The organism is Paraburkholderia sp. SUR17, assembly GCF_029536165.1.
Lineage (GTDB): Bacteria > Pseudomonadota > Gammaproteobacteria > Burkholderiales > Burkholderiaceae > Paraburkholderia > Paraburkholderia kururiensis.
In genome coordinates, this window is sequence record NZ_CP120509.1 from 2744496 (window position 1) to 2761243 (window position 16748).

The 16748-nt window shown below is 63.3% G+C and carries 15 protein-coding genes; 4 read left to right on the forward strand and 11 right to left on the reverse strand.

All coding sequences use genetic code 11. The annotated features are described in order from the left end of the window. Positions 1-245 precede the first annotated feature (245 nt). The gene (locus P2869_RS29465; protein ID WP_277598819.1) at positions 246-398 is read right to left on the reverse strand and encodes a hypothetical protein; all 153 of its coding nucleotides are present in this window, start codon (positions 396-398) and stop codon (positions 246-248) included. A 153-nt stretch (positions 399-551) separates the two neighbouring features. On the opposite strand from P2869_RS29465, the gene P2869_RS29470 reads away from it, so the two are divergent. Together P2869_RS29470 and P2869_RS29475 are read left to right on the forward strand one after the other, a co-directional pair. Continuing rightward, positions 552-1109, forward strand: a complete 558-nt coding sequence (locus P2869_RS29470) for a TetR/AcrR family transcriptional regulator (protein ID WP_277599875.1) — start codon at positions 552-554, stop codon at positions 1107-1109. 76 nt (positions 1110-1185) lie between these two features. Continuing rightward, the gene (locus P2869_RS29475; RefSeq protein WP_277598820.1) at positions 1186-2100 is read left to right on the forward strand and encodes an alpha/beta fold hydrolase; all 915 of its coding nucleotides are present in this window, start codon (positions 1186-1188) and stop codon (positions 2098-2100) included. 91 nt (positions 2101-2191) lie between these two features. Here P2869_RS29475 and cyoD read toward each other — a convergent pair whose 3' ends face one another. The 7 genes from cyoD to P2869_RS29510 form a co-directional block, all read right to left on the reverse strand. Further along, on the reverse strand, positions 2192-2524 hold the full coding sequence (gene cyoD / locus P2869_RS29480; protein WP_017774800.1) for a cytochrome o ubiquinol oxidase subunit IV: 333 nt from the start codon (positions 2522-2524) through the stop codon (positions 2192-2194). After that, positions 2525-3133 (reverse strand): cytochrome o ubiquinol oxidase subunit III, encoded by a 609-nt coding sequence (gene cyoC, locus P2869_RS29485; RefSeq protein ID WP_126875337.1) that lies wholly within the window; start codon positions 3131-3133, stop codon positions 2525-2527. 2 nt (positions 3134-3135) lie between these two features. Next, positions 3136-5148 (reverse strand): cytochrome o ubiquinol oxidase subunit I, encoded by a 2013-nt coding sequence (cyoB, locus tag P2869_RS29490; protein WP_277598821.1) that lies wholly within the window; start codon positions 5146-5148, stop codon positions 3136-3138. Between the two features lie 3 nt (positions 5149-5151). Beyond that, a complete protein-coding gene (gene cyoA, locus P2869_RS29495; protein ID WP_033350867.1) occupies positions 5152-6042 on the reverse strand; it encodes a ubiquinol oxidase subunit II in 891 nt (296 codons plus the stop codon). A gap of 226 nt (positions 6043-6268) precedes the next feature. After that, the gene (locus P2869_RS29500) at positions 6269-8233 is read right to left on the reverse strand and encodes an EAL domain-containing protein (RefSeq protein ID WP_277598822.1); all 1965 of its coding nucleotides are present in this window, start codon (positions 8231-8233) and stop codon (positions 6269-6271) included. Further along, complete coding sequence (locus P2869_RS29505; protein WP_199540481.1) at positions 8230-8763, reverse strand: YfiR family protein; 534 nt, start codon at positions 8761-8763, stop codon at positions 8230-8232. The genes P2869_RS29500 and P2869_RS29505 overlap by 4 nt, the downstream gene beginning before the upstream one ends. Position 8764: 1 nt before the next feature. Next, positions 8765-10792, reverse strand: a complete 2028-nt coding sequence (locus P2869_RS29510) for a TonB-dependent receptor (protein ID WP_277598823.1) — start codon at positions 10790-10792, stop codon at positions 8765-8767. Positions 10793-11022: 230 nt separating this feature from the next. On the opposite strand from P2869_RS29510, the gene P2869_RS29515 reads away from it, so the two are divergent. Both P2869_RS29515 and P2869_RS29520 read left to right on the forward strand, forming a co-directional pair. Beyond that, positions 11023-11949 (forward strand): LysR family transcriptional regulator, encoded by a 927-nt coding sequence (locus P2869_RS29515; RefSeq protein WP_277598824.1) that lies wholly within the window; start codon positions 11023-11025, stop codon positions 11947-11949. Positions 11950-12211: 262 nt separating this feature from the next. Continuing rightward, positions 12212-14428: a glycoside hydrolase family 3 C-terminal domain-containing protein gene (locus P2869_RS29520; protein WP_277598825.1), complete on the forward strand. Its 2217-nt coding sequence runs from the start codon at positions 12212-12214 to the stop codon at positions 14426-14428. Between the two features lie 22 nt (positions 14429-14450). On the opposite strand, the gene P2869_RS29525 is transcribed toward P2869_RS29520, so the two are convergent. The 3 genes from P2869_RS29525 to P2869_RS29535 all read right to left on the reverse strand — a co-directional run bounded on the left by P2869_RS29525 (position 14451) and on the right by P2869_RS29535 (position 16748). After that, on the reverse strand, positions 14451-15437 hold the full coding sequence (locus tag P2869_RS29525; RefSeq protein ID WP_017774791.1) for a LysR family transcriptional regulator: 987 nt from the start codon (positions 15435-15437) through the stop codon (positions 14451-14453). A gap of 78 nt (positions 15438-15515) precedes the next feature. Continuing rightward, the gene (locus tag P2869_RS29530; RefSeq protein WP_026121430.1) at positions 15516-15854 is read right to left on the reverse strand and encodes a carboxymuconolactone decarboxylase family protein; all 339 of its coding nucleotides are present in this window, start codon (positions 15852-15854) and stop codon (positions 15516-15518) included. 54 nt (positions 15855-15908) lie between these two features. Next, positions 15909-16748, reverse strand: coding sequence for a hypothetical protein (locus P2869_RS29535; protein ID WP_277598826.1), 840 nt, complete (start codon positions 16746-16748; stop codon positions 15909-15911).

Sequence of the window (16748 nt, forward strand, 5' to 3'; positions counted from 1 at the left end):
TCCGCACTGGATTATTTCAGCCAGAAAACCCGGGTGATTGACTTGAATCAAGCAACACCCCGCGCTCCAACGTTCGGGCTCAATGGTCGCAGGGCCGTGGATCAGGCGCGATTTTAAATGTCTGGCGCCATTTCAGTTGCCGCTGCACGCCGCTGCATATCGCCACTTTAAAACGATATCGCCCTGAAAAAATAATCCGTTATTGCATTGCACGGCCCTCAAGTTTGAACACAGCCAGCCGTTATTCACGGCTTCAATAAAGCGATGACGATCGCCTTTTCCAGGTGATCGAAGGCATCGCCTTCCAGCCCCATATTCTCGCGCTCAATACAGCCGTCGAAACCGCGTGCGCCGGCTAGCAGGTCAACGTGGCGATGAGCCAGATGGCCGACGGTCACGCGGCGTAATCGTCCTGCGCGCACGAATGGGAGCAGGCCCACGCCAGTTCATGTGTTGATTCGGAAACAATCATTTCCTATAATCGCCGCATGACTTCCCCGTCCGCTTCCCCCACTTCCTCGCGCGGCCCCGGCCGTCCGCGCGAATTCGACATGGACACGGTGCTCGACGGCGCCGTGCGCGTCTTTCGCGAGCGCGGTTATCACGCCACCTCCGTGGGCGACCTCAGCGAGGCGACCGGACTCACCGCGGGCAGTCTTTACAAGGCATTCGGCGACAAGCGCGGCGTTTTCCTCGCGGCCTTCGCGCACTACGTAGAGGCACGCAATGCCGGGCTGCGCAGGCTGCTCGACCGGCAACCGAGCGGGTACGAGAAGATTCGCGCGGTGTTGCACTTCTATGCGCAGTCGTCGCACGGCAGCGAAGGCCGGCGCGGTTGCCTCGTCGTTTCCAGTGCCACGGCGCTCGCCACCTTCGACGATGAAATTGCGGCACAGGTCGAAGCCGCCATGCGACGTAGCGAAGACCTGCTGCGCCAGTTGCTCCGGCAGGGGCAGGAAGACGGCTCGGTCGCGCAGGATATCGACGTGACGGCCATGGCTCGCGTGCTGCTTGCCGTGCTCCAGGGCTTCCGGTTGATCGGCAAGTCGGGGCGCACGCGCAACGACATGTTGGCAGCAGCCGATCAGGCGCTGAAGCTGTTGGCCTGAAATTTTTTTGCCTTATTTGGAAATGTTCATTTCCTATACAGACGTACCACTCACGCAACCATCAGGAAAGTCCATCATGTCTACCTCAGCGCGTATCGTCGACCCCGGTCCTGCTTCGCTACCGGACACACAGCTCGATGGGTTCGAGCATCGCTTCGAAATGGTCGACGGCATCCGGCTTCATTACGTCACCGGCGGCAAGGTGGATGGCGAGACGGTCGTCCTGCTCGCGGGTTATCCGCAAAGCTGGTTCGCATGGCGCAAGGTCATGCCGCTGCTGGCCACGCGCTACAGAGTCGTCGCGCCGGATCTGCCGGGCCAGGGCGACTCCGATCGTCCGCTCGATGGCTACGACACGCAAACACTCGCCACGAGATTGCACGCGCTGCTTCGCAAGCTCGATGTGCAGCGCTGCTACCTCGTGGCACACGACGTGGGCGCCTGGGTCGCGTATCCCTATGCCGCGCTGTTCGGCGACACAGTCATGCGTCTCGCGCTGCTGGATGCCGGCATTCCCGGCATCACGCTGCCCGACGCCCTGCCCATTGCACCCGAGCGCGCGTGGCGCACCTGGCACTTCGCGTTTCATGCCATACCGGACCTGCCGGAGTTGCTGATCGAAGGAAAAGAGCGCGCCTACCTCGACTGGTTTCTGCGCCGCAAGACCGCAAACCCACAGACGTTTTCCGAAGCCGACATGGACGAATATGCGCGCGTCTTTACGCGTGAAGGCGGCTTGCGTGCGGGGCTCGCCTACTATCGCGCGGCGGATGAATCGGCACGCCAGAATCGCGCACTCAGTGCGAAAGGCAAGCTGCAGATGCCCGTGGTCGCACTGAGCGCAGATCAGGGCTCCATTCCGAACATGGCTGCTCCGCTCGAAGCCTGTGCCGCGAACGTAGAGGGCGTGACCATCGGACATTGCGGGCACTTCCTGCCCGAAGAGCAGCCCGCGGCCGTTGCCTCGGAACTCACGCGCTTCTTCGCGTAGCTGGAGAAGACGCGGAAGGGGGAAGAGACGGAGAGGAAGAGGAGAAAAAAGCCGGAGAGCCTTCTACAAAGGCCCTCCGGTTGCGATGCGCTTATCGCGACATCATGTTGACGCTGACGTTGTGCATCACCCACATCGTGCCGAACACGAGGATGACTGCAGTAAGCACCGTGTAGCTGAACGCCATCACGTTCCAGCGCTGACCCGACGACGCGTTCATGTGCAGGAAGAACACGAGGTGCACGACGATCTGCACCAACGCGAGCCCCGCAAGCGCGATCAGCGCGCTATGGGCGGGCAGAGCGCCCTTCATGACGATGCCGAACGCTCCTGCCGTGAGCAGCACCGAGAGCACGAACCCGGCAACGTAGCTGCCGAAGCTGCCGTGCCCGCCTTCCGTATGAGCCGAATGCGAATGAGCCATTTAAAGTACGCTCGCGAGATAGACAAAGGTGAAAACGCAGATCCAGACGATGTCGAGGAAGTGCCAGAAAAGGCTCAGGCACGTAAGACGCCGGATCTCCCGCTCGTTCAGCGTGGGCCGCGAAATGACCTGCACGGCGAGCACCACCATCCACACGAGGCCCATGAACACGTGCAGGCCGTGCGTGCCGACCAGCGTGAAGAACGACGACAGGAACGCGCTGCGGCCCGGTCCGTTGCCTTCTGCGATCAGCGCGGAGAACTCGCGCATTTCCATGCCGAGAAACGCGAGGCCCAGCACGAACGTGACGGCGAGCCAGCCCAGCACCGCGCCGCGTTGCTGCTTGTGCGCGCCCAGCATCGCGAAGCCGTAGGTGATGCTGCTCAACAGGAGCGCGGCCGTTTCCAGCGCAACGCCCGAAATGTCGAACAGGTCCTTGCCGCTCGGGCCGCCCGCAAACTGCTGCGACGACACGGCGAACACCGCGAACAGCGACGCGAAGATGACGCAGTCCGTCATCAGGTACAGCCAGAAGCCGAACACCGAGTGTGACGGCGGATGATCGGCGGCCAGATCGTGCGCGCCGTTGACAAGCGTGTTGTGTGCCATGCTCAGGCCTCCACGGATTCGGGCACGAGGCCGCGTTCTTCACCTTCCGCACGGCGGCGGATTTCATCTTCGATCTCGCGAACCTTCGCCGCGGGAATGATGTAGCCGTCGTTGTCGCCGAAGCTGTGAATGATGACGGTTGCCGCCACTGCGACGAGCGACGCGATCACGAGCCACCAGATGTGCCACACCAGCGCGAAGCCGAGTGCGAGGCTGAACACGGCGACGAAGAAGCCCGCGCCCGTGTTTGACGGCATGTGGATGTCGCGATACGACGACGCCTTGACGCCGAGGCCATGCCCCGTTTCCTTCATGTGGGCAAACGCATCCAGTTCACGCACCGTCGGGATCACCGCGAAGTTGTAGACCGGCGGCGGCGACGACGTGGCCCATTCGAGCGTGCGGCCATTCCACGGGTCGCCCGTCGCGTCGCGATAGTCGGGACGGTTGCGGTTGCGCACGGCGAGCACGACTTGCGCAATCTGATGCAGCACGCCGATGGCCACGAGCACCACGCCGAACGCCGCCGCGATCAACCACGGATGCCATGCGGGATTGTCGTAGTGGTTGAGGCGTCGCGTCATGCCCATGAAGCCCAGCACGTAGAGCGGCATGAACGAGGCATAGAAGCCCGTGAACCAGAACCAGAACGCGCGCTTGCCGAGCTTCTCGTCCAGCTTGAAGCCGAAGGCCTTCGGGAACCAGTAATGGAAGCCGGCAAGGTAACCGAACACCACGCCGCCAATAATTGCGTTATGGAAGTGCGCGATCAGGAACAGGCTGTTGTGCAGCACGAAGTCCGCGCCCGGAATCGCCATCATCACGCCGGTCATGCCGCCGATGGTGAAGGTGATCATGAAGCCGATGGTCCACAACACGGGCGTGGTGAACTCGATGCGCCCGCGGTACATCGTGAAGAGCCAGTTGAAGATCTTCACGCCCGTTGGAATCGCGATGATCATCGTCATGATGCCGAAGAACGCGTTCACGTCGGCGCCGGAACCCATCGTGAAGAAGTGGTGCAGCCACACGAGGAACGAGAGCACCATGATCACGCACGTGGCGTACACCATCGTGCGATAGCCGAAGAGCGGCTTCTTCGCGAACGTCGCGATGACTTCCGAGTAGATGCCGAACGCGGGCAGCACGAGGATGTACACCTCGGGGTGGCCCCACGCCCAGATCAGGTTCAGGTACATCATGGCGTTGCCGCCGCCGTCGTTCGTGAAGAAGTGCATGCCGAGGTAGCGGTCCAGACCCAGCAGCGCAAGCGCGACCGTGAGAATCGGGAACGTCGCCATGATCAGCACGTTCGAGCACAGCGCCGTCCATGTGAACACGGGCATCTTCATGAACGTCATGCCGGGTGCGCGCATGCGCACGATCGTCACGAAGAAGTTGATGCCGGTCAGCAGCGTGCCCACACCTGAAAGCTGCAGGCTCCAGATGTAGTAGTCCACGCCCACGCCGGGGCTGAACTGCAATTCCGACAACGGCGGATACGCGAGCCAGCCCGTCTGTGCGAACTCACCGATCACGAGCGAGACGTTGATCAGGATGGCGGCCACCGCCGTCATCCAGAAGCTCAGCGAGTTGATGAACGGGAAGGCCACGTCGCGCGCGCCGATCTGCAGCGGCACGATCAGGTTGAAGAGGCCCACCATCAGCGCCATCGCCATGAAGAAGATCATGATGACGCCGTGCGCCGTGAACACCTGATCGTAGTGATGCGGCGGCAGGTAGCCCGGCGAATGATAGGCGAGCGCCAGTTGCAGACGCATCATCACGGCATCCGCGAAGCCGCGCAGCAGCATGAGCGTGGCCACGATGATGTACATGATGCCGAGCTTCTTGTGGTCCACCGTGGTGATCCACTCGGTCCACAGCCATGTCCATTTTTTGGTGATGGTGAGCGCAGCCAGCACCACGATCACCGCAAGGCCCATGAAGGCGCCTGCACCCATGATGATGGGCTGATCGAACGGGATCGCCTCGAGCGTGAGTTTTCCGAACATGCTTTACCCCTTCGTCCCGCAGGCCTCGTCCTTCGTGTCGAGGACGTGGCCGTTGTTGTACTTCGCGATGATGTTATGGAAGAGCCGCGGATCCACGGACGAGAAGTACTCGACCGGATTCTTCTCCGAAGGCTGCGCGACCGTGCCGTAGGCGTTCATGTCGAGACGCCCCTGCGCGTGCTTCACCTGCTCCACCCACGCGTTGAACTGCTCAGGCGTGGTGGCGAGCGCACGGAACTTCATGTCCGAAAAGCCCTTGCCGCTGAAGTTGGCCGACACGCCCGCGTAGTCGCCCACCTCGTTGGCCACCAGGTGCAGACGCGTCTGCATGCCCGCCATTGCATAGATCTGGCTGCCCAGCCGTGGGATGAAGAACGAGTTCATCACCGAATCCGACGTGATGCGGAAATTCACGGGCGTGTTGACGGGGAAGGCCAGCTGGTTGATCGAGGCGATGCCCAGATCGGGATAGATGAAGAGCCACTTCCAGTCCAGCGCGACCACTTCCACGTTGATCGGCTTCACCGACGATTCGAGCGGCCGGTACGGGTCGAGCTCGTGCGTCGTGCGCCACGTGAGCACGCCGAGGAACAGAATGATGATCGTGGGCACGGTCCAGATGACGACTTCGATGGCCGTGGAATGCGCCCACTTCGGCGCGTAGGTCGCATTGCGGTTCGACGCGCGGTAGCGCCATGCGAACAGCAGCGTGAGCAGAATGACCGGCACAACGACGATGAGCATCGTGAACGTGGCCGTGCTGATGAGAGACTTTTCCGCAGCACCTACGCTGCCTTTGGGATCGAGAACATCGAGATTGCTGCAGCCGGCAAGGCAGGTGCCCACTCCAATTGCAGCGAAGGTCCACGCCCGCTTCAAGATAGCTCTGGCCATCGGATATGCCTGGAATTTTGTATGGTCTGATTGGGTGATCTGGTCGGATCGGCGGGAACGACAGCGGGTGCGCCACACGTTGCGCGTGCGCGAACGCGCCCGTGTCGTAAGCGGCGGATTCTATTGAAACGGGCGGGAAATTACCTTGACGTCCAACAAGAAAACGTCAAGTCTTGCCGATGACAGCAAACAGTAAGCTTGTGTCCGGACAAGAAACTGATGGAATTCAGTTCTGCTGTTCAGGAAGCGGCGGCGTACGATCCGCAGCTTTCGCAACGACTTGCGCTCCCACGCGCAAGTCGCGGCTCGCGCGGTGCGGCGGGTTCGCTCTTTCGCGCACGATGTCGGCCGTGAGCACGTCCAGCCGCACGGGCCTGCCGGTGAGATACCCCTGCACGAGGTCGCAGCCAATGTCGCGCAGCAACGCGAACTGCTCCCACGTCTCCACGCCTTCGGCCACCACTTCGAGGCCGAAGCTGTGCGCCATCGAGATGATGGCCTCCACGATCTCCCTGCCCTCGCGCGGCAGCCCCTTGACGAAGCTGCGGTCAACCTTGAGCTGATCGATGGGCAGCGTGCGCAGATACGAGAGCGACGAATACCCCGTGCCGAAGTCGTCGATCGAAACGCGCACGCCGTTCGACTGGAATTCGCGCAGCAGCCGTACGCTGTCGTCCACGTCGGTCATCAGCATGCTTTCCGTGAGTTCGAGTTCGAGCAGCGACGAATCCAGTCCGCTCGCCTGCAACGCCGAAAACACGTGCTCCGCGAACTGCGGATGCCTGAACTGCCGTGCCGACACGTTCACGGACACTTCGAGCGCCACGCCCGTGTCGCGATTGAGCCGCGCGATGTCGTTGCACGCCGTTTCCAGCACGTGCAGCCCGAGCGTCGCGATCAGGTCGCTCATCTCCGCTACCGCGATGAATTCGGCCGGCGAGATTTCGCCCTCCTGCGGGTGATGCCAGCGCGCGAGTGCCTCGACGCCCGTCATCGCACCGGCGCCGCAGCTGAACTTCGGTTGATAGACCACGTAGAACGCGTCGGTGTTGAGCGCATCGCGCAACTCGCGCTCAAGGCGTGCGCGCCGTTTCGCGGCCTCGGTCATCTCCGGCCGGAACGCAACAGCCTGACCCTTGCCCTGGCTCTTCGCGACGTAAAGCGCCGTGTCCGCGCTGCTCACGAGGTCGGCGAGACGCTGCGCGTCGTCGGGATAGCGGCTGTAGCCCACGCTCGCGCTCACGTGCAGCTCCACGTCCGCCACGCGAAAAGCGCGCCGCGTATGTTCGACCACGCGTACCGCAAGCGAGGCGCTGCGCTGGGGACTGCCGCGGTCCACGGCGAGAATTGCGAACTCGTCGCCGCCGATGCGGCTCACCAGATCGTGACGGCCCACCGCCGCCTTGAGTTCGCGCGCCACCGCGGCGAGCAGTTCGTCGCCTGCGCCGTGCCCCAACGTGTCGTTGACGATCTTGAAGTTGTCGAGATCGACCAGCATCAGCGTGAGCGGCGTGCGCTGCCGCACCGGCACGCCAAGGCGCGTGCCGAGTTCGTCGTAGAACGCGCGGCGATTGGGCAGATGCGTGAGCGGATCCGTATTGGCGAGCCACGCAAGCTGGCTTTCCGCGCTCGACATGCGTTCCTTGAGCCGCCGCATCACGATGCCGGAGGCCGCCACCGATGCGAGGCACACCAGCACGAGCAGCGTCACGTAGCTCGCGAAGCGCGAGAGGATCTGCCCCGTGGAGGCCACCAGCACCACGTCGCCGAAGTGTCCGCTGTTGTACGTGATGGGCGCGCTGACCGTGACCGACCGTAAGCCGAAGGTGCTGCCGTCGCGTTCGGCCGCGATGAAGGGTTGCAGCGTGCGCGGCACCGTCACCTCGGGGCCGTACGAGGCGAACACGTGCGCGTCCTTGTCGAGAATCGCCACGCTGCGGATGTACGGCAGGATACGCAGTGCGCTCAACGTTTCCTGCGCGGCCTGACGGTCGTTGAACATCATGGGTGCAGCGGCGTTCTGCGCAACGATGGCCGCTTGCAGGCGCGCGTTGTCGCGCAGCTCGTGCTCCATCGAGAGGCCCTGGTACAACGCAAGCGCAATCATCGCGATGACGAGCGCCGTGACGACACCGGCGAGTTGCACACGCCAGCTTGAATCCGTGGGACGAACCTCCGGTTGCGTCGTCACTGAACGCTCCTTGCCAGCGAAAGCAGCCTCGAACTCGCCATGAGGTTACGCCGCACAAGCTGGCTGTTGTCGATATCGAACCGCACGTGGTCACCCTCGCGAAACAACAGAATGCCGGGGGCCGCCTGCGCCGCCTCTTCGTCGGTGCCGATCACGAGCACCGGCTGGCGCGCGGCGGCGAGCGAACGCAATGCCCGCGTGGCCGCATCAGCGCCCGAGACTACCACCACGTTGCAGGTGTTCGCACCGCTCTCGCCAGGCTCGATCACCCGCACCACCCACGTCACACCGTTGGCCGCCCGGCCCGAGAGTTTCTGCAACGCGGGGGTAATGCTGGCGCCCGCGCCCACGCAGACCACGACGTGCCCATCGGCGAGCGCACCTGGCGGCCACGTCACGAATACCGTGAAGTTGAAGATGAACGCAGCCTTCAACGCAGCTTCGTCGACCTGGGCGTGGCTCTCCGACCGCCAGAACAACGCGCTCCCGAATACGCAGGCGATCAGCAGGGCTCGGACAGTCTTGCGCATGTCACATCCCGTACACCAGCTTGAACAGGAACGTGCGGCTTTCCTGCGCGATGGCCTGCTGCGTGAACGCCGGTCCGGCCGGATCCGCGTAGCGTTTGTCCGTCACGTTATAGACGGAAAACGACACCGTGCTGTGCGGCACGAGCTTCGACGAGCCGATCGTGACGTTGCCGATGCAATAGCCGCCTGTGCGGCTCGCCTGCGTGAGACGCGACGCGCTGCAGAGCGCCTCCACGCCCACACGTACCCGGTCGCTCGCCAGCGGCACGACGATATTGAGCTTGCCGAGATGGCGCGGCGAATTTTGCAGCACGCTTTCCGTGGCCTCGTCACGCGCGAGTTGCCACGAGTAGCTCGTGCGCACGCGAATGCCGCCCGCGGTCTGCTGTTCGTAGCTGAGTTCCGCTCCGTTCGCCTCCACGTGATTCAGATTGCGAAAGACGAGCAGACCCGTGCCCGCGTCCGTGGTTTGCGAAATCAGGTCGGCAATGTCGTAGTGAAAGAGCGAAAGCGTGGCCCGCGCCGACGATCCCAGGTCGCGCGAATAGACAAGCTCCGTGGTCGTGATGTGTTCGGGCTTCAGCGACGGATTCGCGAGCTGCCCGCCGTCGCCGGACGTGGCGTAGTAGAGCTCGTAAGCATTCGGCGCACGGTAGGCACGACCATAAATGGCCTTGAACGTATCGCGGTTGGTGGGCTTGTAGATGAGCGCAATACGTGGGCTCAGGTTGCCTTTCGCTATCGTTTCGTAGTCGTAGCGCAAGCCCGCATTGAGTTCGAAACCCGCGGGCAACTGCACTTCGTCTTCCACGTAAGTCCCGGCGCGGTTGCTCGAACGGTGATCGTCGAGCACCTGCTGGTACGGGTTCACGTCGAAGTTGTACTGGTCCTGCCGCGCGTTGCGGCGAAAGTCCGCGCCGAACACGATCTTGTTGCGCGCAATCGTCGTGACGACCGTATGAACGTCGGTGCCGTACCAGAGAGCATGATCGCCGTCGATGTTCAGTTCCGGCGGGTCGCCCATCACGTACACGGGGCTGCGGTAGTCGTAACGTCCCCAGTACGCCGATGCGTTCAACTCCACGCCTGTCGCAAGCGGATGATGCCAGGCCGCGTTGACGAAGCTCTGCGTGTCCGTGAGGCTGTACGGCGCGTTGAATTGCGCGCCGAACGGCGCATCGGGCACGCCCTTCGTGCGGTTGCTGTGAGCGATCTCCAGCGAGAACTCGCGATACGCAAACTTCGCGAGAAACTGCTGCGCGCGATCATAGTCGAGTCCCACTGCCACGCCGTGGTTCTGGTCGGGCGTGTCGAACTCGGGGTAGTAGAGGCTTTGGCCATTGCGGTCGTAGGCGCTCGCCGACAGCACAATGTCCGCGCCGTTCGCGCCATGCCAGCCCCAGGTCGCGCGTCCGCGCTTCTCGCCGAAACTACCGGCTGAGGCGGCCACCTGCGTGCCGTTGATGTCACTGCCCTTCTTCGTGATGACGTTGACCACGCCGAAGAACGCGTTCGATCCGTACACGGCAGAGCCTGGGCCCGGCACGTACTCGATGCGCTCCACGAGGTCCATGTCGATCAGGAACTCGGTGCCGATGGGCGCTTCGTCGTAGACAGCGTCGTTGACCTGATAGCCGTCTATCAGCACAAGAAAGCGGCTGTCGTAGTCGCCAGGCCGCAAGAAGCCACGTGCACCGAGATACGCGTAATTGCGGTCGTAGCTCACGTAAAGGCCCGGCAGCGACGCCAGCGCATCGCCCAACGTGCGCCACCCGAAGTCGCGGATGTCGGCTGCGGTGAGCACCACGGCCGCGGCGGGCGCATCGCTCACTCGCTGTTCGAACTTCGATGCCGACGTCACCGTCATCTGCATCAACGCTTCGAGCGGCATCGTGGCAAGCACGGCCGAAGCGTCGCCGGACGGAGGAGTCGCCGACTCCTCCGCCCTGCTGTCATTCACCAGGAAGATGTGTGTAGCGCAACATACCGCGGCGATGACTATGCGGAGTTTTGTGGAATCGTGGGGCATCGCCTGGGATTACGGAAGGTTGTTCTGTCTCTGTCCGGGATATCGACAGAAACGGCCGCAAACTTGAGGAGATGCCGCCATTACGGCACTCGAACGCCGCTCAAACCCGGGTCATCCCGCATTTGAGCGCCTCGCAGTTCCGGCCCCGTACAATGTGCGCGTCCGTCCACCGCACGGCATGCAAGGCGGACCGCACAATCACGCACCCCGTCACTGTTCGAGGAACCTGCATGGACCGTCTCCAGGCAATGGAAATTTTTACCCGCGTCGTCGAATCCAAAAGCTTTTCGAAGGCCGCCGACATGCTGGACCTGCCGCGCGGCACCGTGAGCAATCTGATCCGCTCGCTCGAAGAACACGTGGGCGTGCGCCTGCTCAATCGCACCACGCGTTCGGTGAACGTGACCGAAGACGGCGCGCTCTACTACGAACGCTGCGTGCGCATTCTCGCGGAGATATCGGACGCCGAATCGTCGCTCTCGAACAAACGGTCCAGCCCCACGGGTACCGTGCGCGTGGACACCTCGGGCACCATCGCGCGCACCTTGCTGATTCCCGCGCTAGGGCAGTTTTACCGCGCGTATCCGCACATCAACGTGCGCCTCGGGCTCTCGGACCGCAACATCGACATGATCCAGGACGGTGTGGACTGCGTGATCCGCATGGGCTCGCTCGAAGAGTCGAGCCTCGTGGCGCGGCGCATCGGCAATGCGCGCATGGTGGTGTGCGCGTCTCCCGCCTATCTCGAGGAATACGGCACGCCGGCTACGCTCGAAGACCTGGCGCAACATCGTGCGGTGAACTACATATCGTCCAGCACGGGCCGCACGTTTCCCTTCGAATTCCTGAAGAACCCGAAGGACCTGAATGCCCCTGAGACCATCACCGTGCAGATGGAAAGCCTGCTCGCCGTGAACGATGGCTCTGCATATATCGCCGCGGGCGTGGAAGGCTACGGCATCATCCAGCCCTCGCGCTTCATGGTGACGGAACTGCTCGCGCAAGGGCACCTTCGGGAAATACTGACCGATTACCGTTGCCCTTCCACACCGCTTTCCATTCTTTACCCGCATCGGCAGAACCTCAATTCGCGCATTCGTGCCTTCACGGAATGGGTGACCGACCTCGCCCACGCGCACCCCGACCTGCGTACCTGAAGCGCCGGGTAAACCCCGACCACGTAGTGAGCCTGTAGTGAGCTTACTTCCATACCATGAGTAAACACGGAGTTTGGCTACATGAAATACCGTAGCCACATCGCCGGCCGCCACGGGCCGCACGCATAAAAGCGCTGCGGCACTGTCGCGATTCACGGGGCATCAACGTCGCCGGTACTGTCTCGCGTCTCGAAAAGTTGTCCGGATACGAGCCGGATCGGTGTGATCGGTACCACCGTAGTTCACACTCATGGAGAGAGACATGCAGGTCAAACGTTGGCCAATGGCGCTGCTGTTGGCGATGGCGACCGCTGGCGCCCACGCGGGCCAGAACGACTTCGACATCGCAACGAATCCGTTCACCGCATCGTTTCCCGCAGCAATCGCCGACAACGGCGCGCACTGGCGTGCCGAAGTACTGCTGAAGCAGTTGACGCTCGACGAAAAGCTTCAGCTCATTCACTCCGAATATCAGATGAGCGACGTGCCGAATGGCGGCGCGGGCTTCATCCAGGGCGTGCCGCGCCTCGGCATTCCTGACCTCAACATGGTCGATTCGGCCACGGGTTCCGGCAGCACGCAGTTACCCAGCACCACGTTCCCCGCCACCATCGCATTAGCGGCAAGCTGGGACCGTCATCTTGCCTACGCCTTCGGCGCGCAGATCGCGAAACAGCTGCGCGCGCAGGGCTTCGGCATGGGTCTGGGCGGCGGCACCAACCTCGCCCGCGAGGCGCGCGGCGGCCGCATGTTCGAGTACCTCGGCGAAGACCCCGTGCTCGCAGGCGAAATGCTCGCGTCACGCACCATCGCCACGCAGAACAGCAAGGTGATCGCCACGATCAAGCACTACGTGGGCAACGAGCAGGAACACAACCGCATGGGCGGCAACGACACGATCGACGAGCGCACGTTGCGCGAACTCTATCTGCTGCCGTTCGAAATCGCGGCGCGCGCCGGGCGTCCCGGCAACGTGATGTGCAGCTACAACCGCATCAACGGCACCTATGCCTGCGAGAACCCGCACGTGCTCACCGACGTGCTGAAGAACGAATGGGGCTTCCAGGGCCAGGTGCAGTCCGACTGGGGTGCGGCGCACAGCACGGCGCCCGCGATCAACGCCGGCCTAGATGAAGAAGAGGACGTGGGGCCCACGGTCTACCTCACGCCCGCACTCGTTCGCCAGGCGCTGCAGAGCCATCAGATCACCGAGGCGCGTCTCGACGACATGGTTCGCCGCAAGCTCTACGTGATGATCCGCACCGGCATCATGGACGATCCGCCCAAGGCCGGCGGCGCAATCGACTTCCCCGCGGCCACGGCGTTCACCCAGGCGGCCGAGGAACAGTCGATGGTGCTGCTCAAGAACGACAACGCGCAGTTGCCGCTCGCGGCGGCAAGCCTCAAGCGCGTTGCGGTGATTGGCGGTCACGCGGACGCAGCGGTTATCACGGGCGGCGGTTCCGGCGATACGCGGCATCCGGTGACTGGCGCGTTCGCAGGCTGCGGCGGGCTCACGTTCGGTACGTCGACAGGCTGCAACTGGTGGCCCAACCCGTGGATCACGCTCAACGTGCCGATCGTGAAGGCGATCCAGCAGCTTGCGCCCACGGCGCAGGTCAGCTTCGCGGGCAACAGCGATCAGCAGTCGCCGTTCCGTGCCTATACGCAGCAGGAAATCGATCAGGCCACGGCGCTGGCGGCGCAGTCCGACGTCGCAATCGTCGTCGTCACGCAGCCCTCGGGTGAGGACTTCGGCGAACTGCAGAGCCTCGCGCTCAGCAATCCGTCGAACCAGGACCAGCTCGTGGAAGCGGTGGCGAAGGCGAACCCGCACACCATCGTCGTGATCGAGAGCGGCAACCCGGTGCTCATGCCGTGGAAGGACCAGGTGCAGGCCATCGTGGAAGCCTGGTATCCGGGTGAAGGTGGCGGTCAGGCCATTGCGAACGTGCTGTTCGGCAAGGTGAATCCGTCGGGCAAGCTGCCCGTCACGTTCCCCGTGCGCGATCAGGACACGCCGACGTGGGGCCAGGACGGCACGTTCCCGAACGACCCGGTCTACGCCGAGAAGCTCGACATGGGCTACCGCTGGTACGACGCGAAGAACATCGCCCCGCTCTTCGAGTTCGGCTATGGCCTCTCGTACACGCACTTCTCGTACTCGGGCCTCTCGGTGCGCAAGGCGCCTGACCATACGCTCATTGCGAGCTTCACCGTGAAGAACGACGGCCACATGGCGGGCGCGGAAGTGCCGCAGGTGTATCTGGGCGTCAACTACAACGGCGAGCCGCCCAGGCGCCTCGTAGGCTGGCACAAGGTCTATCTGAACCCGGGTGAAGCACGTCAGGTGAACGTCGTGATTCCGGAGCGCTTCCAGAGCATCTGGGACACGTCCAGCAACAAGTGGAAGTACGTGGCGGGCAGCGCCGTGTACGTGGGCGCTTCGTCGCGCGACATCCGCTTGCAGAGCCGGTAAGCGAAAGGCAATAACGCGGCGGCTACGCTTCTTCCGACTTCACGCGCGCCGGCGGCTTCGCCGGCGCGTTCGTGAAGGGCGAGAGCGGCGCGAATTCGTGTTCGAGCCACTGCGCCGCGTGCTCCAGCAGGAAATGACGAAACACCGTGCAGGTGGGCGAAAGCTGTTTCGAGCGCAGATGCACGACATGCCAGGTGCGCTCGATCGGTGTGCCGTTCACATCGAGCGTCGCCACTTCCCGCGTGCGCAATTCCAGCGCGAGCGTATGCAGCGAGATGAGGCTCACGCCCATGCCCGCCATCACGGCCTGCTTGATCGTTTCGTTGCTGCCGAGCGTCACGACCTTGCGCGGCGTGAAGAGGTGCTTGCGGAACATCTCCTCTGCGGCCATGCGCGTGCCCGATCCGGGCTCGCGCAACAGGAACGTGTCGCCGCGCAGCTCCTGCAGATCGAAGCGCCGCGCTTCGCAGAGCGGATGCGTGAGCGGCGCGATGATGACCTGCGGATGGTAAGCAAGCGGCTCCGTCACCACGTCGAGTTCCGCGGGCGGACGGCCCATGATGGCGAGGTCGATGGCGTTGTCTTGCAGCATGCGCAGCAGCGCATCGCGATTACCCACCGAAAAGTTGACGTCCACCTTCGGGTAGCGGTGCGAAAAGAGCGCGAGCAGCTTCGGTGCGAAGTACGTGGCCGAACTCACGATACCCACGGCGATCGACCCGCTGTCGGCCTGCTTGAGCGAGGTCATCGTGTCTTCGGCGTCTTTGATCGCGCCCAGAATGCGGCTCGCGTGATGCGTGAGTTTCTCGCCGGCTTCCGTGAGCGAGAGCTTGCGTGCAATCCGTTCGAAGAGCGGCAGGCCCACCGTTTCTTCCAGCTGGCGAATCTGCATGGAAACGGCGGGCTGCGTGAGATGCAGCTCTTCCGCCGCGCGCGCGAAACTTGCGTAGCGGCTCGCCACGAGGAAGATCTGCAGCTGACGCAAGGTCAGCGAACGAACGAAATTCACGACGATACGGTCCGCGGCGAGACATGAGGCTGTGGATGAACGGCGGCGCGCAGATCAACCCTTGGATCGGCCCGTGATTCAGCCGCCCTGCTGATCGAAGGCGTCGAATGCGCGAGCCGAGTAGACGAGTGCGGCACCTGCATTGAGCGCCATGGCCACTGAAAGCGCTTCGGCCACTTCGTCCTTCGTCGCGCCCGCTTTCGCGGCCGCGGCGCTGTGCACGGTGATGCAGCCGTCGCAGCGCGTGGTGACGGCAACGGCGAGTGCAATCAGCTCACGCGTCTTCGCGTCGAGCACGCCCTTGCGGGCTGGGGCGCCGTCCAGCGCTTCGAAACCTGCGATCGTAGCGGGCACCGTGCTGCCCAGCGCGCCCAGTGCGGCGGTGAGCTTCGCTGCATAGTCCTTCGTGTCGATCAGCATGCGAGACCTTTCCAGTAGGCGTTCAGTGGAGCAATGACGCGCGCCGAAGCCCTAGCGGCTGGCGTGAGTTGCATCGGCGGGTGCGTTAGCTGGTGCATTCGCCTGCGGCTTGGCGGGTGCGGCGGTTGGCGCGGCAGTTGGCGTGGCGGTCGGTGTAGTACTCGTGCCACTGGCCGGCGCGCCGGGCGCTGGCGCCAGCTTGTGCAGTTCCGCCTGATAACTGAGCGTCTCGACCCGCACCGGATGCGCGAAGTCGTTGTTGTTACCGGGCACTTCGGAGCGAATCTGCACCACCTGCCCCGGCACCGCCGAGGCCAGCAGGAACGTGTAGCGCTTGCCGGTGTACTCGGGAAAACGCGCCGCGTTCGGATCGTTGAGATACGGCTGCACGACGATCTGCTGCGCAGTAACAGGCTTGCCGTCCACTTCGCGCTTCACGGTCTCGACGCTTGGTCCCGCGGCAAGCGCGAGGCGCAAGCGCTTCTGGAAGTAGCGCTTCTTGCCGCCCGTGAGCCGTTCCATTTCCGCAATGTCGTGTTCGAGGAAATAGATGATCACGGGGTTGCACTCCAGCCCACTGTTCGGCAGCGGCACGGCGCCCGTGCCGTCGGACACCTGCGCGTCGCCTTTCGCGTTGTTCGGGCTCGTCACGAGCACGCGCACGCGATCTTCGCCAGACGGTTTCGCATCCGGGCTCGCCATCGTGTAGTCGAGTTCCGTTTGCGGCGCGATGCCTTGCAGATGGCCCGTCATGAAGATGAGCCGCTCCGCGGGCGTAATGGGGTCCGACTTCCCCCCCTGCGCCGCCTGCGCCGTGCTCGCCGTAATGAGAAGCGGCGCGGCGAAGACGGCCACCATCGCCACTGTCGCGACCCGCAACCCACGCGTCAT

What these genes read in the sequence shown, in the direction of transcription:
- cyoA (WP_033350867.1), bottom strand. Translation starts at nt 6,042, where the DNA reads ATGGCCAGAGCTATCTTGAAGCGGGCGTGGACCTTCGCTGCAATTGGA.
- P2869_RS29515 (WP_277598824.1), top strand. Translation starts at nt 11,023, where the DNA reads ATGGACCGTCTCCAGGCAATGGAAATTTTTACCCGCGTCGTCGAATCC.
- P2869_RS29535 (WP_277598826.1), bottom strand. Translation starts at nt 16,748, where the DNA reads ATGACGCGTGGGTTGCGGGTCGCGACAGTGGCGATGGTGGCCGTCTTC.
- cyoB (WP_277598821.1), bottom strand. Translation starts at nt 5,148, where the DNA reads ATGTTCGGAAAACTCACGCTCGAGGCGATCCCGTTCGATCAGCCCATC.
- P2869_RS29510 (WP_277598823.1), bottom strand. Translation starts at nt 10,792, where the DNA reads ATGCCCCACGATTCCACAAAACTCCGCATAGTCATCGCCGCGGTATGT.
- P2869_RS29470 (WP_277599875.1), top strand. Translation starts at nt 552, where the DNA reads ATGGACACGGTGCTCGACGGCGCCGTGCGCGTCTTTCGCGAGCGCGGT.
- cyoC (WP_126875337.1), bottom strand. Translation starts at nt 3,133, where the DNA reads ATGGCACACAACACGCTTGTCAACGGCGCGCACGATCTGGCCGCCGAT.
- P2869_RS29520 (WP_277598825.1), top strand. Translation starts at nt 12,212, where the DNA reads ATGCAGGTCAAACGTTGGCCAATGGCGCTGCTGTTGGCGATGGCGACC.
- P2869_RS29475 (WP_277598820.1), top strand. Translation starts at nt 1,186, where the DNA reads ATGTCTACCTCAGCGCGTATCGTCGACCCCGGTCCTGCTTCGCTACCG.
- P2869_RS29505 (WP_199540481.1), bottom strand. Translation starts at nt 8,763, where the DNA reads ATGCGCAAGACTGTCCGAGCCCTGCTGATCGCCTGCGTATTCGGGAGC.
- cyoD (WP_017774800.1), bottom strand. Translation starts at nt 2,524, where the DNA reads ATGGCTCATTCGCATTCGGCTCATACGGAAGGCGGGCACGGCAGCTTC.